The sequence below is a fragment of the Denitratimonas organivorans genome (assembly GCF_037478135.1).
GTDB lineage: Bacteria > Pseudomonadota > Gammaproteobacteria > Xanthomonadales > Xanthomonadaceae > Denitratimonas.
The window spans coordinates 183,867-207,691 of the sequence record NZ_JBBHDV010000001.1; the positions used below are offsets into that span (position 1 = coordinate 183,867).

General features: G+C 66.3%; 20 protein-coding genes and 1 tRNA gene. 15 read left to right on the forward strand and 6 right to left on the reverse strand.

The features are described from left to right. Positions 1–42: 42 nt before the first annotated feature. Together WDB66_RS00790 and WDB66_RS00795 are read right to left on the reverse strand one after the other, a co-directional pair. Positions 43–1,767 (reverse strand): glutamine--tRNA ligase/YqeY domain fusion protein, encoded by a 1,725-nt coding sequence (locus tag WDB66_RS00790; RefSeq protein ID WP_339396521.1) that lies wholly within the window; start codon positions 1,765–1,767, stop codon positions 43–45. 97 nt (positions 1,768–1,864) lie between these two features. Continuing rightward, complete coding sequence (locus WDB66_RS00795) at positions 1,865–2,425, reverse strand: NUDIX hydrolase (protein WP_339396522.1); 561 nt, start codon at positions 2,423–2,425, stop codon at positions 1,865–1,867. Between the two features lie 183 nt (positions 2,426–2,608). Between WDB66_RS00795 and WDB66_RS00800 the strand changes: the two genes are divergently transcribed. The 3 genes from WDB66_RS00800 (at position 2,609) to WDB66_RS00810 (ending at position 7,565) form a co-directional block, all read left to right on the forward strand. Further along, the gene (locus WDB66_RS00800) at positions 2,609–4,108 is read left to right on the forward strand and encodes an amino acid permease (RefSeq protein WP_339396802.1); all 1,500 of its coding nucleotides are present in this window, start codon (positions 2,609–2,611) and stop codon (positions 4,106–4,108) included. Between the two features lie 4 nt (positions 4,109–4,112). Continuing rightward, positions 4,113–5,411: an amino acid permease gene (locus WDB66_RS00805; protein WP_339396523.1), complete on the forward strand. Its 1,299-nt coding sequence runs from the start codon at positions 4,113–4,115 to the stop codon at positions 5,409–5,411. Positions 5,412–5,498: 87 nt separating this feature from the next. Then, positions 5,499–7,565: a S9 family peptidase gene (locus tag WDB66_RS00810; protein WP_339396803.1), complete on the forward strand. Its 2,067-nt coding sequence runs from the start codon at positions 5,499–5,501 to the stop codon at positions 7,563–7,565. Between the two features lie 63 nt (positions 7,566–7,628). On the opposite strand, the gene WDB66_RS00815 is transcribed toward WDB66_RS00810, so the two are convergent. After that, on the reverse strand, positions 7,629–8,849 hold the full coding sequence (locus tag WDB66_RS00815) for a helix-turn-helix transcriptional regulator (RefSeq protein ID WP_339396524.1): 1,221 nt from the start codon (positions 8,847–8,849) through the stop codon (positions 7,629–7,631). A 524-nt stretch (positions 8,850–9,373) separates the two neighbouring features. On the opposite strand from WDB66_RS00815, the gene rpmI reads away from it, so the two are divergent. The 8 genes from rpmI (at position 9,374) to pip (ending at position 15,453) form a co-directional block, all read left to right on the forward strand. After that, positions 9,374–9,571 carry a 50S ribosomal protein L35 gene (gene rpmI, locus WDB66_RS00820; protein ID WP_337334683.1) on the forward strand — a complete coding sequence of 66 codons (198 nt, stop codon included), beginning with the start codon at positions 9,374–9,376 and terminating at the stop codon, positions 9,569–9,571. A gap of 13 nt (positions 9,572–9,584) precedes the next feature. After that, positions 9,585–9,944, forward strand: coding sequence for a 50S ribosomal protein L20 (gene rplT / locus WDB66_RS00825; RefSeq protein WP_339396525.1), 360 nt, complete (start codon positions 9,585–9,587; stop codon positions 9,942–9,944). Between the two features lie 150 nt (positions 9,945–10,094). Continuing rightward, complete coding sequence (gene pheS, locus WDB66_RS00830) at positions 10,095–11,093, forward strand: phenylalanine--tRNA ligase subunit alpha (RefSeq protein ID WP_339396526.1); 999 nt, start codon at positions 10,095–10,097, stop codon at positions 11,091–11,093. A gap of 114 nt (positions 11,094–11,207) precedes the next feature. Next, positions 11,208–13,586, forward strand: coding sequence for a phenylalanine--tRNA ligase subunit beta (gene pheT, locus WDB66_RS00835; RefSeq protein ID WP_339396527.1), 2,379 nt, complete (start codon positions 11,208–11,210; stop codon positions 13,584–13,586). Next, the gene (locus WDB66_RS00840; RefSeq protein WP_339396528.1) at positions 13,586–13,885 is read left to right on the forward strand and encodes an integration host factor subunit alpha; all 300 of its coding nucleotides are present in this window, start codon (positions 13,586–13,588) and stop codon (positions 13,883–13,885) included. Before pheT ends, WDB66_RS00840 begins: the two co-directional genes overlap by 1 nt. After that, the gene (locus WDB66_RS00845) at positions 13,866–14,222 is read left to right on the forward strand and encodes a MerR family transcriptional regulator (protein WP_339396529.1); all 357 of its coding nucleotides are present in this window, start codon (positions 13,866–13,868) and stop codon (positions 14,220–14,222) included. Before WDB66_RS00840 ends, WDB66_RS00845 begins: the two co-directional genes overlap by 20 nt. Before the next feature lie 90 nt (positions 14,223–14,312). Further along, positions 14,313–14,389, forward strand: a tRNA-Pro gene (locus tag WDB66_RS00850). A gap of 116 nt (positions 14,390–14,505) precedes the next feature. Next, positions 14,506–15,453: a prolyl aminopeptidase gene (gene pip, locus WDB66_RS00855; protein ID WP_339396530.1), complete on the forward strand. Its 948-nt coding sequence runs from the start codon at positions 14,506–14,508 to the stop codon at positions 15,451–15,453. 55 nt (positions 15,454–15,508) lie between these two features. Here the strand turns inward: pip and WDB66_RS00860 are convergent, their stop codons facing one another. The 3 genes from WDB66_RS00860 to WDB66_RS00870 all read right to left on the reverse strand — a co-directional run bounded on the left by WDB66_RS00860 (position 15,509) and on the right by WDB66_RS00870 (position 18,578). Then, the gene (locus WDB66_RS00860; protein WP_339396531.1) at positions 15,509–16,321 is read right to left on the reverse strand and encodes a siderophore-interacting protein; all 813 of its coding nucleotides are present in this window, start codon (positions 16,319–16,321) and stop codon (positions 15,509–15,511) included. 22 nt (positions 16,322–16,343) lie between these two features. Continuing rightward, positions 16,344–16,910: a PadR family transcriptional regulator gene (locus WDB66_RS00865; protein WP_339396532.1), complete on the reverse strand. Its 567-nt coding sequence runs from the start codon at positions 16,908–16,910 to the stop codon at positions 16,344–16,346. 168 nt (positions 16,911–17,078) lie between these two features. Next, a complete protein-coding gene (locus WDB66_RS00870; protein WP_339396533.1) occupies positions 17,079–18,578 on the reverse strand; it encodes an aminotransferase class III-fold pyridoxal phosphate-dependent enzyme in 1,500 nt (499 codons plus the stop codon). 215 nt (positions 18,579–18,793) lie between these two features. Between WDB66_RS00870 and queA the strand changes: the two genes are divergently transcribed. The 4 genes from queA to WDB66_RS00890 all read left to right on the forward strand — a co-directional run bounded on the left by queA (position 18,794) and on the right by WDB66_RS00890 (position 23,774). Continuing rightward, on the forward strand, positions 18,794–19,840 hold the full coding sequence (queA, locus tag WDB66_RS00875) for a tRNA preQ1(34) S-adenosylmethionine ribosyltransferase-isomerase QueA (protein ID WP_339396534.1): 1,047 nt from the start codon (positions 18,794–18,796) through the stop codon (positions 19,838–19,840). A 112-nt stretch (positions 19,841–19,952) separates the two neighbouring features. Continuing rightward, the gene (locus tag WDB66_RS00880; protein WP_339396535.1) at positions 19,953–21,053 is read left to right on the forward strand and encodes a Fe(3+) ABC transporter substrate-binding protein; all 1,101 of its coding nucleotides are present in this window, start codon (positions 19,953–19,955) and stop codon (positions 21,051–21,053) included. 22 nt (positions 21,054–21,075) lie between these two features. Beyond that, positions 21,076–22,764, forward strand: coding sequence for an ABC transporter permease (locus tag WDB66_RS00885; protein WP_339396536.1), 1,689 nt, complete (start codon positions 21,076–21,078; stop codon positions 22,762–22,764). Further along, positions 22,761–23,774 carry an ABC transporter ATP-binding protein gene (locus WDB66_RS00890; protein WP_339396537.1) on the forward strand — a complete coding sequence of 338 codons (1,014 nt, stop codon included), beginning with the start codon at positions 22,761–22,763 and terminating at the stop codon, positions 23,772–23,774. The genes WDB66_RS00885 and WDB66_RS00890 overlap by 4 nt, the downstream gene beginning before the upstream one ends. Positions 23,775–23,825: the final 51 nt, after the last annotated feature.

The window sequence follows — 23,825 nt, forward strand, 5'->3', positions numbered from 1 at the left end:
ACATCGGCAGCTGAGCATAAGGCGCCAGCTGACGACGAAGTCTTACTTGGCCCAGGTATCGCGCAGGGTCGCGATGCGGTTGAACACCGGCGCTTCGGCACGATGGTCGTGGCGTTCGGTGACGAAGTAGCCGGTGCGCTCGAACTGGAAACGGGTTTCCGGCTCGGCCTGTGCCGCCGCCGGTTCCACATAACCGCGCACCACGCGGCGCGAATCCGGGTTCAGATAGTCGCGGTAGGTCTTGCCGTCGGCATCGTTGTCCGGATCGGGCACGGTGAACAGGCGGTCGTAGAGCCGGATTTCCGCCGCCACGCCCTGGTTTGCGCAGACCCAGTGGATCGTGCCCTTGACCTTGCGATCGACGGCATTGCCGCCGGGTCGGGTTTCCGGATCCAGTGTGCAGCGCAGTTCGATCACGTCCTCGCCCTGCTTGATGACCTCATCGCAGCGCACGATGCCGATGCCGCGCAGTCGTACTTCGCCGCCGGGGATCAGGCGCTTGAAGCCCTTGGGCGGCACTTCCGCGAAATCGTCGCGCTCGATCCACACCTCGCGCGAGAACGGCACCTGACGGGTGCCGAGTGCATCGTCCTTGGGATGGTTGGGGAATTCCAGCGATTCGCTGTGGCCCTCGGGCAGGTTGGTCAGCACGAGCTTCAGCGGCTCGATCACGCCCATGCGGCGCGGCGCCACGGCGTCCAGATCCTCGCGGATGCAGCCTTCCAGCACGCTGTAATCGATCAGCGAGTTCTGCTTGGAAACACCGATGCGCTCCACCAGCAGGCGCAGCGCCGAAGGGGTGCAGCCGCGTCGGCGGATGCCCTGCAGGGTCGGCATGCGCGGGTCGTCCCAGCCATCGACGAGCTTGTCTTCCACCATCGCCAGCAGCTTGCGCTTGCTCATCACCAGATAGTTGAGGTTGAGCCGGGAAAACTCGATCTGACGCGGTTTGGCGGCGGTGTTGGGCAAGCCCTTGGCGACCAGCGGTGCCATCAGTTCCGGGTTGCCGGCCAGATCCACCTTGTCCACGCACCAGTCGTAGAGCGGGCGGTGGTCCTCGAATTCCAGCGTGCACAGCGAATGGGTGATGCCTTCCACCGCGTCGCCCAGCGCGTGCGCGATGTCGTACATTGGATAGATGCACCAGGCATCGCCGGTGTTCTGGTGCGGCACGTGCTTGATCCGGTATAGCGCCGGGTCGCGCATATTGATGTTGCCGCTGGCCATGTCGATCTTCGCGCGCAGGGTGCGGGCACCGTCGGGGAATTCACCGGCGCGCATGCGGCGGAACAGGTCGAGGCTTTCTTCCGGGCTGCGCTCGCGGTACGGCGAATTGCGCCCCGGTTCGGTCAGCGTGCCGCGGTATTCGCGCACCTGCTCGGCGGTCAGATCGCAGACATAGGCGTCGCCCTGGCGGATCAGCTTTTCCGCTGCCAGGTAGAAGATTTCGAAATAGTCCGATGCATGGCGCAGCTCGGCCCATTCGTAGCCCAGCCAGCGCACATCGTCCTGGATCGCCTGCACGTATTCGGGATGCTCGCGCGCCGGGTTGGTGTCGTCGAAGCGCAGGTTGCAGCGCCCGCCGAATTCCTGTGCGATGCCGAAATCCAGGCAGATCGCCTTGGCATGGCCGATGTGCAGATAGCCGTTGGGCTCGGGCGGGAAGCGCGTGCGGATCGCGGTGTGCTTGCCGCTGGCAAGATCCTCGCGGACGATCTGGCGGATGAAATCGTTGCGCTCGGGCGCGGCGGGCGTGGCGTCGGACATGGCCTTGGTCGGATCAGATGGCAAAGAGTCCAAGTTTAACCTGCCCGGCACGTGTGGGGCGTGATGGGCAGGTGTCTGCTCCGTGATCGCGCCCCGCCTACGCGCTGATGTGGTTTCCGGCCAGCCAGCGTTGCGCCATGCGTTGCAGTGACGGGGTGTCGCCGGGGGTCTGTGCCATTTGTGCGATCGGGCGCCAGGCCAGGGCGATGGATTCCTCGCTGACCGAAAAATCCTCGTTCTCGCCGGCGTACACCACGAAGCGCACGTCGTAATGCCAGTGCGCCGGTTCGTCGCCGCGTGCCGGAATCAGATGGCGGTCCAGATCGAAGATCTCCGGTGCCACACGCAGCCCGCTCAGGCCGGACTCTTCCTGCGCTTCACGCAAGGCCACCCGCGCCAGATCCGGGTCGCCATCGGCGTGGCCGCCGGGTTGCAGCCAGCGTCGCAGCTTGCGGTGATGGGTCAGCAGCACACGCTGATGGTCGGCACTGACCAGCCAGGCCGAGCCGGTGAAATGCCCGGGCGGGTGGTGGCGGTGGAACACGTCGGGATGCGATTGCAGGAAGCCGATGAAGTCCTCGGCCGTGGCGCTGTCAGCCGGATGGCGGCGGACGTGATGGTGCAATGCGGCGAGCAATGGGGTGTCAGGCGTTGGCATGTGAGGGATGGCTCCATGTGGCGGTGCAATAAGGGTTTGCGCAGGATCGGCGATGTGCGCGAGTGTGCTTGCTGCGCCCGCTAAGTGCGGGTTAAGGTTTCCGTCGCGTCGCGGTGGGCAAGTCCCACCGCTTTTTGATTGTGCCGCCATCCGATGCGGCGAGGGCGAGGGGAACATCGCATGTTGTGGAAGAACCTGTTGGCGACCAGGCCGATCAGCCCGACCGGGCATGTCGATGCCGGTGAGCCCGTCGAGGGCAGTCTGGAAGGAGAAGTCACCTTCAAGCGGGTGCTGACCGCCAAACATCTGGTGATGCTGGGGCTGGGCGCGGTGATCGGCGCCGGCATTTTCGTCATTACCGGCACCGCTGCGGCCAACCACGCCGGCCCGGCGATCATGCTCAGTTTCGTGGTCGCAGGTTTCGCCTGTGCGATGGCGGCACTGTGCTATGCCGAATTCGCCGCGATGATCCCGGCATCCGGCAGTGCCTACAGTTATACCTACGCCACGCTGGGCGAGGCGCTGGCCTGGTTCGTGGGCTGGAGTCTGGTGCTCGAATACCTGTTCGCGGCCTCGACCGTGGCGGTGGGCTGGTCCGGTTACACCGTGAGTTTCCTGGACAGCGTCGGGCTGCATCTGCCGGTGGCGCTGACCCAGGCGCCGATCAATTTCTGCACGCACGAGGCGGCGCAGGCTGGCACCTGCGAGTTCGGCAGGTTCGTGCTGACCGGCGCGCTGTTCAACCTGCCGGCGGTGCTCGTGGTCGGCGCGGTCGGCGCGTTGTGCTACATCGGCATCACCCAGTCTTCCACCGCCAACGCGATCATCGTGACGCTGAAGGTGGCGGTGATCCTGTTGCTGATCCTGTTCGGTGCGCAGTATGTGAACCCGGAAAACTGGGTGCCGTTCATCCCTGAAAACCAGGGCGGTGACCGCTTCGGCTGGGCCGGCATGTTGCGTGGCGCGTCGATCGTGTTCTTCGCGTATATCGGTTTTGATGCGGTCTCCACCGCAGCGCAGGAGGTCAAGAACCCGCAGCGCGATATGCCGATCGGCATCCTCGGTTCGCTGGTGTTGTGCACGTTGATCTATATCGGGGTTTCGGCGGTGCTGACCGGGCTGGTGCCTTACAGCACCTTGGCCACGGCCAAGCCGGTGGTGACCGCGATCGAAAATTTCCCGGCGCTGGGTTGGCTCAAGGTGGCGGTGGAACTGGCCGCGATCGCCGGGCTGACCACGGTGATCCTGGTGATGCTGATGGGCCAGCCGCGCATCTTCTATGCGATGAGCAAGGACGGCCTGCTGCCGCGTTTCTTCTCGGCGGTGCACACGCGTTTCCGCACGCCGCACAAGGGCACTGTGCTGGTGGCGCTGGTGGCGGCGTTGATGGCGGCGCTGCTGCCGATCCAGCTGCTGGGCGATGTGGTGTCGATGGGCACGCTGGTGGCGTTTGCCACGGTGTGTCTCGGGGTGATGGTGCTACGCCGCACGCGGCCGGAGCTGCATCGTCCGTTCCGTGCGCCGGCGGTGTATCTGGTCGGCACGCTGGGCGTGCTGGCCTGTCTGGGGCTGGTGGCGATCATGCCGCTGTTCAACTGGATCGTGCTGCTGTGCTGGACCCTGCTGGGCCTGTGCGTCTACATCGGCTACGGCTACCGCCACAGCAAGCTGCGCCAGCGCTGACTGCATGAACGCTCCCGTGCGCAAGATCGGCCCGGTGCTGGCCACCTTTGTGGTGGCCAACAACATGATCGGTTCGGGCTTCTTCCTGCTGCCGGCGACGCTGGCCCGCTCCGGCGCGGTGACTGCGATCAGCTGGCTGGTGGCGACACTGCTGGCGGTGGTGCTGGGCGGTGCCTTCGCGCGTCTGGCGCGGGATTACCCGACGATGGATTCGCCGGATGACTACGTGCGCCCGGCGCTGGGGCGCGATGCCAGCTTCATCGCCACGACGATGTACTGGGTGTCGACCTGGATCGGCAACAACGCGATCGCGGTGGCGGCGTTCGGTTATCTGGTGATGCTGCTGCCGTTCGATGGCGAGCAGCCCTCGGTGCAGGTGGCCGGGCAGATCGTGCTGATCTGGGCGATGTTCGCGATCAATCTGCTGGGGCCACGGCCGATGGCGCGCTTCCAGTCGTTCTGCGTGGTGTTCGGGCTGATGCCGGTGGCGGTGGTGCTGATCTTCGGCTGGGGCAGCTTCGATGCGGCGATCTACGAGGCCGGCTGGAATGTCACTGAACGTTCCGACACGGCGGTGGTGTTCTCGTCGCTGGCGATGATCTTCTGGGCCTTCGTCGGGCTGGAAACCGGCGCGATGGTGGCCGGCATCGTGCGCAATCCGGCGCGTGATCTGCCGCTGGCCACGCTTGGCGGGGTGCTGATCGCCGGGTTGATCTATCTGGTGTCCTCGGTGCTGGTGATGGGCATCGCGCCGGCGCAGCAGCTGGCCGATTCCAGCGCGCCTTTCGCGTTGGTGTCGGGCGAAATCTTCGGCGCCTGGGCGATCCCGGTGATCGCCGCAGCGGCGGCACTGAAGGCGGTCGGCACCCTCGGCGGCTGGATGCTGGTGACTGGCGAACTGGGTGCACGGGCGTCGCAACGCGGCTTTTTGCCGGCGATCTTCGGGCGACTGAATACGCGTGGCGCGGCGGCCTGGGGCCTGCTGATCGTGGCGGCATCGATGACGGTGATCGCACTGCTGACGCTGTCACCGAAGGTCTCGGCGCAGTTCGAGCTGATCATCGAAGTGGTGGTAATGCTGGTGGTGCTGGCCTATCTGGCCGCCGGTCTGAGCCTGCTGCTGGGCAGCCCGCAACGGCGTCCTTCCGGGCGTGACCGCCTGCTGGGCATCGGTGCGATTCTCGCCTGCCTGTTGCTGCTGGCGTCCTATCCGCTGGTGATGCTGGGCTGGGGCGTGCTGGTGGTGCTGCTGGCCTGGGGGCTGTTCCGGCTGCTGGATCGCGGCGACCTGCACATGGCCTGAGACTGCAATCGCTGCTTTGTGTTTGCCGCCGTGGCTCCTACCATCGGCGGCTTTACCGTGCCTACAAGATGAAGGAGAGGGAAGATGATGCGGTTTCTGACAGGTTCGGTCCTGTTGCTGTCGGTGCTGGGCGTGCAGGCGGCGCCACGCGGGCTGACGGCGGAGGATCTGGTGGCGCTGGATCGGGTGTCCTCACCGCTGCTTTCGCCCGATGGCAAGCGTGTGGTGTATGCGTTGCGCGAAGCCGATGTGGCCGCCAACAAGGCCACGACCTCGCTCTGGATGCAGGCGCTGGAAGGTGATTCGTCGCCGCGCCGGCTGACGGCGGGCAGCGCCAGTGCGGTGTCGCCGCAGTTCTCGGCGGACGGCAGCTGGCTGTATTTCCTGTCGCCGCGCGCCGGTTCGATGCAGGTCTGGCGCTTGCCGATGGCTGGTGGCGAGGCCCATCCGGTGACCGCGTATGCGCTGGATGTGGGCAGCTTCCGGGTGTCGCCCGATGGCCGCACGCTGGCGCTGAGCCTGGAGGTGTTCACCGATTGCGACGATCTTGCCTGCACCACCAAGCGCCTGGCCGACAGCGCTGCGGCCAAGACCAGCGGGGTGCTTTACGAGCGACTGTTCGTGCGCCACTGGGATACCTGGAAGGATGGCCGCAGAAGCCAGCTGTTCACCGCGGCGATCGGTTCCGACGGCCGCGCCGCCGCCGAGCCGCTCCGGATCAGCCGTGATATCGATGGTGATGTGCCGTCCAAGCCGTTCGGTGGTTCGGGTGATTACACCTGGGCGCCGGATTCGCGCAGTCTCGTGTTCTCCGCGCGCATCGCTGGCAACAGCGAGCCGTGGTCGACCAATTTCGATCTGTACCGGGTGCCGGCCGATGGCTCGGGCGCGCCGGTCAATCTGACCGCCGACAATCCGGCGATGGATACCGCGCCGGTGTTCTCGGCCGATGGCCGTACGCTGTACTACCTGGCGATGCAACGCCCCGGCTTCGAGGCCGACCGGCTGGCGCTGATGGAAAAAAGCCTGGCAAGCGGCGCCACACGTGAGATCGCGCCGGATTGGGACTTCTCTGCCGGAGGCATCACGCTGTCGGCCGATGGCAAGCGCATCTACACCGCCGTGGACGAACTGGGCCAGCACCCGATCCATGTGATCGATATCGCCACCGGCAAGGCGCGTCGCCTTCCGGGCGAGGGCCGGATCGAGGGTTTCGATCTGGGCCGCAATGCACTGGTGTTCACCCGCAGCACGCTGACCGCACCCGCGCAGCTGTTTGCCGCGCGCGCCGATGGCAGCCAGGCGCGGCAGATTTCCTCGTTCAATGCGGCCGCGATGGCCGATGTCCGGCTGGGCGCCTACGAGCAGTTCAGTTTCCCCGGCTGGAATGGTGAAACCGTGTACGGGCATGTGGTCAAGCCGTGGAACCATCAGCCCGGCGCGCGCTATCCGGTGGCCTTCATCGTGCACGGCGGGCCGCAGGGTTCGATGGGCAACAACTTCCATTACCGGTGGAATCCGCAGACCTACGCCGGCGCGGGTTTTGCGGTGGTGTTCATCGATTTCCACGGTTCCACCGGTTACGGCCAGGCGTTCACCGATTCGATCTCCGGTGACTGGGGCGGCAAGCCGCTGGAGGATCTGCAGAAGGGCTGGGCTGCGGCGCTGGAGAAGTACGACTTCCTCGACGCCGATCGCGCCTGTGCGCTGGGCGCCAGCTACGGCGGCTACATGATCAACTGGATCGCCGGCAACTGGTTCGATGCCGACGGCAACTCGCCGTGGAAGTGCCTGGTCAACCACGACGGCGTGTTCGACACGCGCTCGATGGGCTATGTCACCGAGGAGCTGTGGTTCACCGAGTGGGAGAACGGCGGCACCGTGTACGAAGTGCCGGACAATTACGAGAAGTTCAATCCGGCCCGGCACGTCGGCAAGTGGAAGGTGCCGATGCTGGTGATCCAGGGCGAGAAGGACTACCGCGTGCCGGTGGACCAGTCGCTGGGCGCATTCACCGCGCTGCAGCGCCGTGGCATCGAATCGCAGTTGCTGTACTTCCCGGACGAGAACCACTGGGTGCTGAAGCCGCAGAACAGCATCCAGTGGCACAACACGGTCAAGGACTGGCTGCTGCGTTTCACCGCCGCGCAGTAACGCGGCGTTGCGGCGGGTGCCGGTGTTGCTGGTGCCCGCCGGCTGCTTTCGATGCGCGCCGGATCATTCCGGCTTCTGGCATAGCCCGACCAGGGGCGGCGACAGGCGCAGCAGCAATTTCTGGAATTCGGCGTGGCTGTGGGTGCCTGTCTTGCCAAGCAGACGCTTGATGTGGGTGCGCACGGTATCGCGCCGGATCAGGAACGCTTGGGAAATCTCGTCGGTTCCCAGCCCGGCAACGAGGGCGTTGGCGACGCGCGCCTCGGTCGAGGTGAAGCCGAACACCCGGCTCAGCTCACTCAATCGGTGGCGAGGCACGGCGTGCTCCAGGTCGATCATCGTCAGCAACGCGGCGGCACCTTGGCCGGCCTTGCGGGGTGAAGTCAGCGCCGTCAGCAGGCCGAAGTGCAGCACCGCACCGGCTCGCCGCATCGGCAATGCCTCCAGATGTGTGGCCGGCTGGCCGGGGCTGCGGGTGCGGCGCAACACATCCTCCAATGCCGGCGGTAACCACGAGGCATGATCGCGCAGGCGTCCCGGATACAGACGCCCGCCGCGCATGCTCAGGCTGCGTCCTTCGCGCAGCAGGGCTGCTGCGGTGTTGTTGCAGGACACCACGTGGCCATGCACATCCAGTACGAAGACCGGCTGGGTCCATGCATCCAGGCAACTGTGGATCGCGTCGCGCTCGCGTTCGGCACGCTGTAGCGCGCGGCGCTGGCGGACCTTGGCGGCGACATGGATCAGGAACAGGTCGAGCCTGGCTTTCTCTTCGGCCGAAAAGGCGACCTCGTCGCTGCCACGGAACAGCCACAGCCGGACCCGGAAGTAGCCATGCGATGGCGCATACAGCCCCAACCCGTGGCACAGCTGCCCGTGGCGTGACAGGAAGCGCTGGTAGAACGGGGTCTGCATCAGCGCTTCCCGCGCCAGCACATCGGTGGACAGCAGGCTGCGTCCTGACTGGATTGCGCGCAGCTGCACGGCCTCGGTTGCGAACGGGTCGATCGAGCGGAAACGGGCCAGGTATTCGGTCAGGAATCCCGGCTCCGTCGCGGCGCTGTAGCACAGCTGAGGCTGCCCGGCCTCCTCGTCCCATTCGTACAGGATCGCCTGACGGCACGGGATCACCTGTGTGACCGCAGCCAGCACGGTCTGCATCAGCTGGTGCTCGTTTTCGACGTGATCCAGTTCAGCCAGCAGTTGCAGCAGTGCCGCCTCGGTGCAGGCCGCAGGTGTCGGATCAGGCTGGGGCGAGGCGCAAAGTGCCGCGTCGATATCCATTACGCCACCCCAATGTGGTGACTGGTCCCAAGTGCGGTACGCATGGATTTCATCGGTTTCCCCCGTTGGATGCGTGCTGGTGACCCAGGCATCCGTAAAAGTGTTTCTGGATCAATGGTTTGGGTGTTGCGCCCGGTGCCACGGCGGGGGCCGGAACATTAAGACACACCGTTTCGTGCTGCGGTATAGGAAAACTCCTACCCCAAATGGGGTGTGCCGTGAGCGGCCCGTGCTGGCGGGTCTACTGTGGTTCGCTGCGGCGACAACCGTTGTCGCAACGGATGGCGCAGGCCGGGAAACCGGGCAAGAACAAGGACCTGACAGGCATGTCGGAACGGGTGCTGGGCATCGTCTTTGCGGGCTGCTACAATGGCCGGCCCGCTCCGTCAGGATCGGGTGCAGGACCCGTCCGGACGCTTCCGGACCATCAAGCGGGTGCGAGCAGGAAGGAAAGCGCGGGCAACCGCCGCTCGTACCGGTGTCATAAACAGCGGCCCCAAGGCTGCGACCTCAAGGAACACGTCATGCCCAAGATGAAGACCAATCGGGCGGCGGCAAAGCGCTTCCGGAAGACCGCTTCCGGCAAGTTCAAGTGCGGCCACGCCTTCAAGAGCCACATCCTGACCAAGAAGTCCACCAAGCGTAAGCGCGGACTTCGTGCCCCCAACCACGTACGTGCCGAGGACGCAGGTCGCGTCCAGCGCATGCTGCCTTACCTTTAAGGAGTATTGAGCCATGGCACGAGTAAAACGTGGAGTCGTCGCGCGCCGCCGTCACAACAAGGTGCTGTCGCGCGCAAAGGGTTATTACAACGCCCGTCGCAAGGTCTATCGCGTCGCCAACCAGGCGGTCATCAAGGCGCAGCAGTACGCCTACATCGGCCGCAAGCAGCGCAAGCGCCAGTTCCGTGCGCTGTGGATCGTCCGCATCAATGCGGCGGCGCGCCAGTTCGGTTTGTCCTACAGCCGCCTGATGAACGGCCTGAAGAAGGCCGAGATCACGCTCGATCGCAAGGTGCTGGCTGATCTGGCCGTGCACGACATCGCCGCGTTCGGCGTGATTGCCGGCAAGGCCAAGGACGCGCTCGCAGCGTAAACTTGCGGACAGCCGGAGCGGCCCGCCGCTCCTGCAAGCCCGATGGCGATGGCAACATCGCCCACGCATGGGGAAGGGCGCAGGCTCTTCCCCATGTTCGTTTTCAGATGCATGAATACCGGCGCTGGCCGGTCACGCAGGAACGACCCGATGGACGACCTGAACCTTCTCGCCGACGCGGCCCTGGCCGATATCGCCGCCGCCACCTCGCCCGAAGCGCTGGATGCCGTGCGCGTGCGTCTGCTGGGCAAATCCGGCACCGTCACCGCCCAGCTCAAGTCCTTGGGCAAGCTGCCGCCGGAGGAGCGCCGCGCCCAGGGCGAGCGCATCAACCAGGTACGCGACCGTCTCAACCAGGCGCTGGCCGAACGCAGGCAACTGCTGGAGCAGGCCGCGCTGGATGCCCGCATCGCCTCCGAACGCCTCGACATCACGCTGCCCGGCCGCGATGGCGGGCGTGGCGCCGCGCATCCGGTATCGCGCGCGCTGGCCCGCATCACATCGATCTTCGAACGCCTCGGCTATCAGGTCGCCGACGGCCCGGAAATCGAGGACGATTGGCACAACTTCGAAGCGCTGAACTTCCCGCCGCACCATCCGGCGCGCACCATGCACGACACCTTCTGGTTCCCGGATGGTCGCCTGCTGCGCACCCACACCTCGCCGGTGCAGATCCGCTCGATGCAGGGGCGCCAGCCGCCGATCCGCATCATCGCGCCGGGCAAGGTCTATCGCAGTGATTCGGACCAGACCCACACCCCGATGTTCCACCAGGTGGAAGGCTTGCTGGTCGATGAAACCTCCAGCTTCGCGGACTTGAAGGGCACCCTGAAGCAGTTCGTCGATGCCTTCTTCGAACGCGATTTCGAGATGCGTTTCCGCCCCAGCTATTTCCCCTTCACCGAACCCTCGGCCGAAGTGGACATCGCCTGGGATCGCGGCGATGGCAGCGAGCCGGGCTGGCTGGAAGTGCTCGGCTGCGGCATGGTGCACCCGAACGTGCTGCGCAACTGCGGCATCGATCCGGAACGCTACAGTGGCCTCGCCTTCGGCCTTGGCGTGGAACGTTTCGCGATGCTGCGCTACGGCGTCTCGGACCTGCGCAGCTTCTTCGAGAACGACCTGAGGTTCCTCAGGCAGTTTGCTTGAGAACGGGATTCGGGATTGGGGATTCGTGGAAGCGACAGCGACGCATTCCCTCCCGTATCGCCGAGTCCCGCTCTTCCCAATCCCGAATCACGAATCCCCAATCCCGGTTCCCAAATGAAATTTCCCGAATCCTGGTTGCGTGAACATGTCTCCGTCGAGGCCGACCGCGACACTCTGGCCGCCACCCTGACCGCCATCGGGCTGGAAGTGGAAGGCGTGGAAACCATCGGCGCGGCGTTGCCCGGTGTGCTGGTGGCGCAGATCGTCTCCTGCGAAAAACATCCCGAAGCGGACCGTCTGCAGCTGTGTCAGGTGGCGATTGGCGAGGACACTGTGCAGATCGTCTGCGGTGCGCCGAACGCGCGCCCGGGCCTGAAGGCGCCGCTGGCGACGGTCGGTGCGGAGTTGCCCGGCGGGCTGAAGATCAAGCCGGCCAAGCTGCGCGGCGTGGAGTCCTTCGGCATGTTGTGCTCGGCCAAGGAACTGGGCATCGACGCTGATGCGTCGGGCCTGCTGGAACTACCGGAAGACGCGCCGGTAGGCACGCTTCTGGCCGATTATCTGGGCCTGCCGGATGCCAGTTTCGAACTCAAGCTGACCCCGAACCGGGCCGATTGCTTTTCCGTGCGCGGCGTCGCCTACGACGTGGCTGCGGCGTTGGGTAGCAGCGTCAATCCGTTCGAAATCGCCGCAGTGCCGGCACAGATCCCCGACACTCTGCCGATCGTGCTGGATGCTCCGCACGATTGCCCGCGCTACTGCGGCCGCGTGATCCGTGGCGTGGATGCCCGTGCTGCCACGCCGCTGTGGCTGTGCGAGCGCCTGCGCCGCGCCGGCCTGCGCCCGATCAGCCTGCTGGTGGATGTCACCAACTACGTGATGCTGGAGCTTGGGCAGCCGATGCACGCCTTCGATCTGGCCACGCTGGAGGGTGCGATCCATGTGCGCCGCGCGCGCGAAGGCGAGCGCCTGAAGCTGCTGGACGAGCGCGAAGTCACGCTGGATCCGGGCTTCCTGGTCATCGCCGACGAGCGTCGGGCGCTGGCCGCCGCCGGGGTCATGGGCGGCTTTGATTCGCGTGTCACCGACGGCACCGTGGATGTGTTTCTGGAGAGCGCGTTCTTCGCGCCGGAAGCGATCATCGGCCGCTCGCGCAAGCTCGGCCTGCATACCGATTCCTCACAGCGCTTTGAGCGCGGTGTGGATCCGGAGCTGCCGCGTCAGGCGCTTGAGCGAGCCACCGCATTGGTGCTGTCGATTGCCGGCGGCCAGCCGGGCCCGGTCAGCGAAACGCTGGACGCGCAGCGCTTCGTCGCCAATCCGCCGGTGCGCCTGCGCCGCGCGCGGCTGGCGCGGGTATTGGGCCTGGAGGTGCCGGACGACGAGGTCGAACGCATCCTGCGTGCGCTCGGCATGGGCGTCTCGGCCGATGCCGAGAGCTGGCTGGTGGTGCCGCCATCGCGCCGCTTCGACATCGCGATCGAGGAAGACCTGATCGAAGAAGTCGCCCGCATCCACGGCTACGACAAGGTGCCGCTGCATGCGCCGACCGGCCAGATCCAGCTCGCGCCGCTGCCCGAAACCCGGGTGCCGCTGGCCGCGTTCACCGCGCAACTGGCGGGGCGCGACTATTTCGAGGCGATCAACTACGCCTTCCTCGATGCCGCCGTGCTGAAAACATGGCAGTGCGATGCCGGCGCGGTGGCGTTGGCCAATCCCCTGTCGGCCGAGCTGGGTGTGATGCGCACCGCGCTGCTGCCGGGCCTGGTCGAGGCGCTGCGTCGCAATGTGGCAAGACAGCAGTCGCGGGTGCGGTTGTTCGAGGCCGGTCGCGTGTTTCATGCCGGGCAGGATGGTCCGCTTGAGGCGCTGCATCTGGCCGCCGTGGCCTGTGGCCCGGCCCGGGCCGAGCAATGGTCCGGCGATGAGCGCGAGGTGGATTTCTTCGATCTGCGCGGTGATCTGGATTCGTTGCTGGCGCTGACCGGCGATGCCTCCGGCATCGAGTTGCTGCCGGCTGACCTGCCCTGGCTGCACCCGGGCCGCAGCGCCCGCATCCTGCGCGACGGCATGCTGCTGGGCCACATCGGGCACCTGCATCCGGCCCTGCTGCATGCGCTGGATCTGGAACAGGAAGTGGTGGTGTTCGAACTGGACGTGCGGGTGCTGGAACAGCGCGCCGTGCCCGCCGCCGCCACGCTCTCGCGCTTCCCGTCGGTACGTCGCGATCTGGCCGTGGTGGTGGCTGAAAACATCAGCTGGCACGCCATCCGCACCAGCCTCGCGGCCAGCCTGGGCGAGCGCCTGCGCGCCGTGCTGCCGTTCGATGTCTACCAGGGCAAGAGCATGGAAACTGGGTTCAAGAGTGTCGCTATTGGCTTGATTTTGCAGGACGCTTCGCGCACCCTTGGAGAACAGGATATCGAGGACGCCGTAGCGTCTGCGCTGGAAGGTCTGGCGCGCGACTGCGGTGCAGTACTCAGGGGGACGTGATGGCACTGACCAAGGCCGAGATGGCTGAACGTCTGTTCGAGGACGTGGGGTTGAACAAGCGCGAAGCGAAGGAATTCGTGGATGCCTTCTTCGACACCCTGCGCGAGGCGCTGCAGGGCGGGCATCAGGTGAAGCTGTCGGGTTTCGGCAATTTCGACCTGCGCCAGAAGAACCAGCGCCCCGGGCGCAATCCCAAGACGGGGGAGGAGATTCCGATTTCCGCACGCACCGTGGTGACATTCCGGCCTGGGCAGAAACTGAAGGAGCGCGTGGAAGCATATGCTGGACCCGGGAAGTAACCGCGAGCTTCCGCCGATTCCGGCCAAGCGCTACTTCACCATTGGTGAGGTCAGCGAGCTGTGCGACGTCAAGCCGCATGTGCTGCGCTACTGGGAAACCGAATTTCCCACTCTGAAGCCGGTCAAGCGACGTGGCAACCGGCGCTACTACCAGCGCCACGATGTGCTGACGATCCGACAGATCCGCTCGCTGCTCTACGACCAGGGCTTCACCATCACCGGCGCGCGCCAGCGGCTGGAAGGCGAGCAGGGCAAGGTCGAAGCCAGCATATCGGCCCAGATCGTGCGGCAGGTGCGGATGGAGCTGGAGGAAGTGCTGCAGTTGCTGCGGCGCTGAAGCGGGTCCGAAGCATCGCCTCGGCGCGGATTTCTGATATTATGCGCGGCCCACCCGACTGTGATGCAGTGGTTGGTGGACGTTCCCAATCGGGGTATAGCGCAGCCTGGTAGCGCACTTGTCTGGGGGACAAGTGGTCGTCGGTTCGAATCCGGCTACCCCGACCAAATTTGCGAGAACACCAGCGGCCCGCGAGCGATGCTCCGGGCCGCTTTTTCGTGGCGGAGGGAATTGCTCGTGCAGCTACACTATCGGACTTGTCGCCTGTTTCCGGAAAACCATCATGCGCAGCCTGTATTCCCCGATCGAACCTTATGACAGCGGCGAGCTGGTGGTGTCCGACCGCCATCGCCTGCATTACGAGCAGTGCGGCAATCCGCAGGGCAAGCCGGTGGTGCTGCTGCACGGCGGGCCCGGCGGCGGTTGCAGCCCGGCGATGCGGCGTTTCCACGACCCGGAGCGCTACCGCATCATCCTGTTCGATCAACGCGGTGCCGGGCGTTCCACGCCGCATGCCGATCTGGTCGACAACACGACCTGGCATCTGGTGGCCGACATCGAGACCCTGCGCCGCCATCTGGGTGTGGAGCGCTGGCAGGTGTTCGGCGGCTCGTGGGGTTCCACGCTGGCGCTGGCCTATGCGCAGAAGCACCCGGAAGCGGTCACCGAGCTGGTCTTGCGCGGCATCTTCATGCTGCGCCGCTGGGAGCTGGAATGGTTCTACCAGGAAGGCGCCAGTCGCCTGTTCCCGGACGCCTGGGAGGAATATCTGGCGGCCATTCCCAGCGTGGAACACGCCGATCTGATTTCCGCCTATCACCGTCGTTTGACCTCCGATGACGCCACCGTGCGGCTGGCGGCGGCGCGCGCCTGGTCGGTATGGGAGGCGGCGTGCAGCTTCCTGCATCAGGACAAGGAGTTCATCGATTCGCATCGCGGCGAGGATTTCGCGCTGGCGTTCGCGCGGATCGAGAGCCATTACTTCGTCAACGCGGGCTTCTTCGAGGTCGAAGGCCAGTTGCTGCGCGATGCGCACCGCCTGCACGGCATCCCCGGCACCATCGTGCATGGCCGCTACGACGTGGTCTGTCCGATCCAGAGCGCGTGGGATCTGAAGAAGGTCTGGCCGCAGGCCGATCTGGTGGTGTGCCCGACATCGGGCCATTCGGCGTTCGAGCCGGAGATCACCGACGCGCTGGTGCGTGCGACTGAGGTCTACTCCGCGCGCTGAGTGGGTTTGCGGTGGCCGCTCTGCGGGAGTCTGAAAACGGTCTGCTCCGGCGTGCTTATTCGAAACGTTCGTGCGTGGCCGGGCTGGCGCGGCGCCAGTAGCTGGCGGCACGGACGCGGCTTTTGTCCATGCCGTGCAACTCGACCAGATGGCGGCGCAGCGCCTTGATCTCGCTGTACTCGCCAGCGGCCCAGGCATGGCCCTCGCCGTCTGGCAGGGTCAATTGACGGACGGCACTTTCCAGTACGCCGGCGCCGCTGGCGGCATCGCCGGGTTCGCCCACCAGCCACTGGATATCGAGCGGGCCGTTGGCCTGCAACGGCAGTTTTCCGTCCTCGCGTGTGATGCGGATGCGCACGATCGCGCGGCTGCCGGCCGGCAGCTCTTCCAGCCGTCGCGCGATCGCCGGGATCGCGGTTTCATCGCCGATCAGCAGGTGCCAGTCGAATATGTCGGGAATCACCAGCGAACCGCGCGGCCCGGCGGTGCCGAGGAGGTGTCCGGGTTGCGCGTGGCGCGCCCAGTCGGTCGCCGGACCGTCGTGGTGCATCACGAAATCGATATCCAGTTCGCCACCTTGCGCGTCGTAGCGGCGCGGGGTGTAGTCGCGCATTGCGGGACGCGGACGGGTGTCGTCGAAGACCAGACCGGTTGCGGTCAGTGTCGGCAAAGAGGGCTTGGCGCCGGGTGTTTCGGGCAGCACCAGCTTGACGTGATCGTCGAACGAGGCCGAGACGAAATCGGCGAGGTCGCCGCGCAGCGTGATGCGCCGCATCGACGGGCCCAGCTCGGTGACGCGAGCCACTTCCAGCAGGCGGATGCGGATCGGGTGCTGGAGTTTCAGGGTCTTGTAGGGATCGTGGGACATGTTCGGCTCGGTTGAGGAAAGGTCAGGGTGCGGCAGTGTTGCGGTGCATCGCGGCCAGTTCTGCGATGGCGTGCTGGAGTACGTCGATGATCCGGCGCTGCGCGTCGTGGTCGGCATCCTCCAGCGCCAGCAGCGCGGATTTCAGCGCGCGGCGGGCTTCGACGTATTCGGGCAGCCAGCCGGTCGCGGCGGTGGCGGCAGCCTGATCCAGGCTGGCCTGTTGCAGCCACAGCATGCGGCGCCCGGCGTGGCGCAGGATCGCGAGCAGCGTGTCGGCCTGTTCGCGTTGCTGTTGCAGCTGTTCGATGCCGGCCGCCGTGATGTCATGGGTACGGCGCTTGCCGCTGGTTTCACTGCGCAACAGGCCATCGGATTCCAGTTGCGCCAGCGCCGGATACAGCGCGCCGGGGCTGGGTGCGTAGTAGCCGTGCGAGAGCTCACGCAGGCGCTGGGCCAGTTCGTAGCCATGGCCCGGCGATTGCTGCAGCAGCCAGAGCAGCATCAGGCGCAGTTCGGCGGCGTCGAACTTGCGTCCACGGCTCAGCTGGCTGCCGCGTGTGAGGATTTCGGTATCGGGGAGGTCACTCATTGCTGAGCTCCGTAGGAAAAACACATCACAAGATGTATCGTAAGATATATTGGGTGAGGTGAACCCCGATGCAACCCGTGCACCCGTCGGTCCGCCTGTGGGCGCCGGACAAAGAAAAAGCTCCGGCACGGGCCGGAGCTTTTTGCAGGATCAGCGTTGCGGGAAAGCTCAGGCGGCGGCCGGAGCTTCCCTGCGCGGGCCGTTGAGCAATGCGTCGCGCACCTGCGCCACGATCAGGTCCACTTCCTGGCTGCTGATGCGGAAATGCGGAGTGAAGCGCAGCGAGTTTTCGCCGCCATGGATCACGCCGATGCCGCGCTCGCGCATGAATTCCTCGATGCTGTTGTCGCCAAAGCACTTGAACACCGGTGCCAGCTCGCACGAGAACAGCAGGCCGGTGCCCTGCACCTTGGTGATGAGCGCCGGCAGCTCGCGCTGCAGTGCTTCGAGCTTTTCGACGAACTCGCGCCCGCGTGCGGCGATATTGTCACGGATCTGCGGGGTCAGCTGCGCCAGCACCGTGGAGGCCACATCCATCGCGCGCGGATTGGTGGTCATGGTGTTGCCGTAGATGCCGACGCGGTACAACTCGGCGACCGGCTGGCGCACGGCCAGCACCGAAAGCGGGTACTGGCCGGCGTTGAGCGCCTTGGAATAGGTTTCCATGTCCGGCGGCGGCAACTGCTCGAAGCCGGGATAGTCGACCACCGAGAGCACGCCATGGGCGCGCAGGCCGGCCTGAATCGAGTCGACCAGGAACAGGCTGCCGTGTGCGGTGGTCAGTTCGCGTGCGGCGGCGTAGAACTCCGGCGTGACGCCACGGCCCGGGTCGCCTTCGCCCATCACCGGCTCCAGGAACATCGCTTCGATGAACCAGCCTTCACGCTCGGCCTGCGCGAAAATGCCGCGCAGCTGTTCGATGTCGTACGGGTCCACGATCAGCAGCGAGTCGTCGTCGCGGTAGCTGGCCAGGTGCTTCATATAGGCCTTGCGGCTGGAATCAGAATAGCGCGCCGGGCCTTCGGTGCGGCCGTGGAAGGCGCCCTTGACTGCCAGGTGCTTGATCGTCTTGCCGGCGTGGCGTGCGCCCGGTTCGGTTTGCAGCTTGGCGTGGATGTCGACGATGCGGCAGGCCAGCGTCACCGATTCCGAGCCCGAGTTCAGGCACAGGAAGCGGGTGTACGGGCAACCATCGCTGCGGCGCTGGCCGATCTCGGCCCGCAGCGCACGCGCCAGGCGCAGCTGCGAAACCGACGGCGTCATCACGTTCGCCATCGCCTGCGGTTTGGCCATCGCCTCCAGCACTGCTGCCGGGGTGTGGCCGAAACCGAGCATGCCGTAGCCGCCGGCGTCATGCAGCACCGCACCCTTCAGCGTCACGATCCACGGCCCGCGCGCGCTCAGTGCGACATACGGATTGACCGCGTCGCCGGGATAGAAGTTGACGAAGTCCGCCTGCAGCAGTGCGCACTGCGCGTCCTCGTCCATGCCGACAATTTCGGGGAACTCGCGTCGCACCTCATCCAGTTGTGCGCGTGCCGCATTGACCGCTTCCACCAGATCGGGGTGATGCGGAGCCAGTTCCAGCAGGGTCTGGTCGGACAGGCCGTGGGTGCGGACAGTACCGGGCTGCTTGCGCAGCTCGGAGAGGGTGTCGATGAGGTTCATGCGTGCTCCTGCAAGGCGTGATGCGGAAACTCGGCGGTGCGGGCGGGCCGCGTGCCGGACTTCCGGTGGAAAGGGAAACGGGCATTTTAGCATCGCGGCCAAAAGCGCCGTGCTGCGGCGCCGCAGGCAGCTGCTGTCACGCTGCGGGTCAATGCGCTTCGTCACGCTGTCGGGGCGCGTCATAATGGGCGGATGTTTCCAGCCGTGGCGCTGCTTTGAAGAAGTCCGATTTCAACTACGAGCTGCCACGCGAGCTGATCGCGCAGGCGCCTCTGGCACAGCGTTCGGCCAGCCGTCTGCTGTTGCTGCCGCCGGCCCCGGCCACTGCGCAGGACCGGATGATCCGTGAGCTGCCGGAACTGCTGCAGCCCGGCGACCTGCTGGTGTTCAACGACACCCGGGTGCTGCCGGCGCGATTGTTCGGGCGCAAGGAGAGCGGTGGCCGGGTCGAGCTGCTGATCGAGCGGGTGCTGCCCGGCAACGAGGCGCGCGCGCAGCTGGGTGTCAGCAAGTCGCCCAAGGCCGGTGCGCGGCTGCTGCTGGACGATGGCACCGGGGTCACCGTACTGGGCCGCGATGGCGAGTTCTATCTGCTGCGTTTCGAGGGCGATGATCCGGTCGAAAAGGTACTGCTGCGCAGTGGCCGGATGCCGTTGCCGCCGTACATGACGCGCGAGCCCGATGCCGCCGATGCCGAGCGTTATCAGACCGTGTTCGCGCGCGAGCCGGGCGCGGTCGCCGCGCCCACCGCCGGGTTGCATTTCGACGAGCCGCTGCTGGCTGCGCTACGCGCGCGCGGCGTCGGGTTCGGCCATGTCACGCTGCATGTCGGGGCCGGCACCTTCCAGCCGATGCGGGCCGAACATTTCCACGAGCATGTGATGCACAGCGAATGGCTGAATGTGGGCGCGGCGCTGTGCGAACAGATCGCCGCCACGCGCGCTGCCGGCGGGCGCGTGATCGCAGTCGGCACCACCGTGGTGCGGGCGCTGGAATCCAGTTTCCACGAGGGTCGGGTGCGGCCGTTCGCCGGCGAGACCCGCCTGTTCATCTTCCCCGGCCGGCAGATCCGCAGCGTCGACGCGCTGCTGACCAATTTCCATCTGCCCGAATCCACGCTGCTGATGCTGGTCAGCGCGTTTGCCGGCTATCACCGTGTCATGGCCGCCTATGCGCATGCGGTGCGCGAGCGCTACCGCTTCTTCAGTTATGGCGACGCGATGCTGGTGTTTCCGTCGCCCGACACGGCGGGCGGAGTTTGATCCAGGACAGGTTCCAGCAGGGGATCTGGCAGTATCATTGATTGCCTATGATTCTCATTCCCCTTCCCGGGTCGTGCCGGGAAACTTGAACCAAGCCCTGAAGGAGCTTCCGATGCGATCGCCGCAGTTCCCCCGTTCCACCCTGACCCTTGTCGCTGCATTGCTCGGCACGCTGTTGCTGGCGGCGTGTGGCCGTTCGCCCAGTGAGGACGCCGGCGTCAGTGGGGCCGATGCAGCCGCGCCGGCGCCGTCGGCCGGAATGGTCACGCTTTACACCACCCGCGAGCCGGGCCTGATCCAGCCGCTGCTGGATGCGTTCAGCGCCGACACCGGCATCAAGGTCGATACCGTCTTCGTGCGCGACGGTCTGAGCGAGCGGCTGCGTGCCGAGGGCGAGCGGTCGCCGGCCGATATGCTGATGACGGTGGATACCGGCAACCTGCTGGATCTGGTCGAAAACGGCCATGCCCAGGCGATCGAATCGGCCGCGCTGACGGCCGCCATCCCTGCCAATCTGCGCGATCCGGACGGGCGCTGGTACACGCTTTCGCTGCGCGACCGCGTGCTGTACGCCGACAAGGATCTGGATCTGGACAGCTTCGCCTACGAGGATCTGGCCAATCCGGAGTGGAAGGGCAGGGTCTGCATCCGCTCGGGCCAGCATCCGTACAACATCAGCCTGATCGCCGCGATGATCGCGCACCAGGGCGAAGCCGCGACCGAAGCCTGGCTGCGCGGGGTCAAGGACAATCTGGCGCGCAAGGCCGCCGGCGGCGACCGCGAAGTGGCGCGCGACATCCTCGGCGGCATCTGCGACATTGGCATCGCCAACGCCTATTACGTGGGCCGCATGAAGAACAGCGAGGAAGGCTCCGAGCAGCGCCAGTGGGGCGATGCGATCAAGGTGATCCGGCCGGTGTTCTCCAGCGCCGACGGCGGCGGCACCCACGTCAACATCAGCGGTGCGGCAGTGGCGCGCCACGCTCCGAACCGTGACAACGCGGTGCAGCTGCTGGAGTACCTGGTGTCGGACCAGGCCCAGAACCTCTACGCCAAGGCCAACTACGAATATCCGGTCAAGGCCGGGGTCGAGCTGGATCCGGTGGTGGCCAGCTTCGGCGAGCTGAAGATCGATCCGCTGCCGCTGGCGCAGATCGCGGCCAACCGCAAGCTCGCAAGCGAACTGGTCGATCGGGTTGGATTCGATCTCTGAGCCAGCGTGTGCAGGTGTTCCGATGACGCGAACCGCCCTGCGGGGCGGTGATCGTGGCTGGGCGCTGGGCGCCGGCCTGATCGCCGTGCTGGTGGCGCTGCCGCTGCTGGCGCTGTTGTGGACTGCGATGCAGGGCAGCCAGGGCCTGTGGTCGCACATGATGGCGCACGTATTGCCGCGCGCCAGTTTGAATACCGTGGTGCTGTTGCTCGGTGTCGGCGTGCTGGTGGCGGCGCTGGGCACCGGCAGCGCCTGGCTGGTGACGGCCTACGATTTCCGTGGCCGCGGCATGCTGTCCTGGGCGCTGCTGCTGCCGCTGGCGATGCCGACCTACATCATCGCCTACGCCTATCTGGATCTGCTGCACCCGCTTGGTCCGGTGCAGTCGCTGATCCGTGCGCTGCTGGGCATCGACAGCCCGCGTGATTTCCGCCTGCCGGACATCCGCTCGCTGGCCGGCTGCATCCTGCTGCTGGGCGTGGTGCTGTATCCGTATGTCTACCTGACCACGCGCGCGATGTTCCTGACCCAGGCCGGCGGTCTGCTGGATGCGGCGCGTTCGCTCGGGGTGCCGCGTCGCGCGCTGTTGCGGCGGGTGGCGCTGCCGCTGGCGCGCCCGGCGATCGCGATCGGGGTGGCACTGGCATTGCTGGAAACCCTCAACGATATCGGCGCTTCAGAGTTCCTCGGGGTGCAGACGCTGACGGTGTCGATCTATACGACCTGGGTGTCGCGCAGCGATCTGCCGGGCGCGGCCCAGATCGCGCTGGGGATGTTGGCGATCGTGGTGCTGCTGATCGCGCTGGAGCGCTACGGGCGGCGGCGACAACGCTATGCCGCCGGCCAGCGCCCGCGTCCGATGCAGCCGCAGATGCTGCGCGGTGGTGCCGCCTGGTTCGCGCTGGGTCTGGGTCTGGTGCCGGTGCTGTTCGGTTTCCTGCTGCCGGCGTTGTATCTGGGCTGGGCCAGCGTCGAGCGTCTGCAACAGCATGGTCTTTCGCGCCAGTTGCTGGACAGCGCCTGGAATACCGTCACCGTGGCTGCCGCCGCTACCGTTGTGACGCTGGTCGCGGGCGTGGTGGTGGCCTGGGCCTGGCGTCTGGCACAGGCGCGCCGGCGCACGCGCATGGCCGGTGTGTGCCTGCGTGTGGCTGGGCTGGGTTATGCAGTGCCCGGCACGGTGCTGGCAATCGGCCTGCTGGCGCCGCTGGCATGGTTCGATATCGGCGCCGGGGAAATCCTCAAGTGGTTCGGCGCGCAGCCGCGCATGTTGCTGATGGGATCGGCCACGGCGCTGGTACTGGCCTATGTGCTGCGCTTCCTGGCGATCAGCGTGGGCAGTGCCGATGCCGGCCTGACCCGGGTATCGCCATCGTTGGACCAGGCCGCGCGCAGTCTGGGTGAAAGCTCCGGTGGCGTACTGCGCCGGGTGCATCTGCCGTTGCTGCGCCCGGCGCTGGCGGCGGCGGCGCTGCTGGTGTTCGTGGATGCGATGAAGGAACTGTCGGCCACCTTGATGCTGCGCCCGGTGAATTTCGAAACCCTGGCCACCTGGCTGTATGCCGACGCCGCACGCGGCACCTATGAGGACGGCGCCGTGGCGGCGCTGCTGATCGTGCTGGTGGGCCTGCTGCCGGTGGTGCTGCTGGCGCGCAGCGGCACGCAATGGCAGGCGCCGGCGCGGCCGATCATTGATGAGGAAACAGCATGACCACGCCCGCCGTGCTCGAACTTGAGCATATTTCGCTCGGCTACCCGGTCGCTGGCGGCCTGCAGATGGTGGTCCAGGACCTGTCGCTGTGCCTGAAACGCGGCCAGATCGGCTGCCTGCTGGGCGCCTCCGGCTGCGGCAAGACCACGGTGCTGCGCGCGGTGGCCGGCTTCGAACCGACCCGTGCCGGGCGCATCGTGCTGGCCGGCGAAGTGATTGCTGAGGGCGACCTGCAATGGCCGCCGGAGCAGCGTCGGGTCAGCATGGTGTTCCAGGATTACGCGTTGTTCCCGCATCTGGATGTGGCCGCCAATGTCGGGTTTGGCCTGCGCCGGATACCGCGCGCGGCGCGCGATGCGCAGGTGCGTGCGATGTTGGAGCGCGTCGGACTGTGGGCCTATGCCGCGCGCTATCCGCATGAGCTTTCCGGCGGGCAGCAACAGCGCGTGGCACTGGCGCGGGCACTGGCGCCGGAGCCGGAAGTGCTGCTGCTGGACGAGCCGTTCTCGAATCTGGACATCCACACCCGCGCGCGCCTTGCAGCCGAACTGCGTGATCTGCTCAAGGCCAGCGGCACCACCGCACTGCTGGTCACGCACGACCAGGCCGAAGCTTTCGCGATGGCCGACATGATCGGCGTGATGCACGGCGGCAGCCTGCTGCAATGGGCCAATGCGCAGGATCTTTATCGCGCGCCGGCGCACCGTTTCGTCGCCGGCTTCATTGGGCGTGGTGCGTTGGTGCCGGCGGCGGCACTCGGGCTGGCGGGCGATGACGACGTGCTGCTGCGTCCCGAACACCTGCTGCCCGACGCCGAAGGCCCGATCCGCGCGCGTCTGCTGGAAGCCGCGTTCCTCGGACCCGGTGGCGTCGGCGAACTGGCCCTGCCCGGCGGCGAGCGCATCCAGGCTGATCTGCCGCCCGACAGTGCGTGGCAGGTCGGCCAGATGCTGGGTTTCCGGCTGGCGCCCGGCGCGCGTCTGCGCTTTCCCCGCGAACCGCAGCGATAACGGGAAAAACACGGCCTGATACGCGACAATGACCGGCTTTCCGCCCGGCGT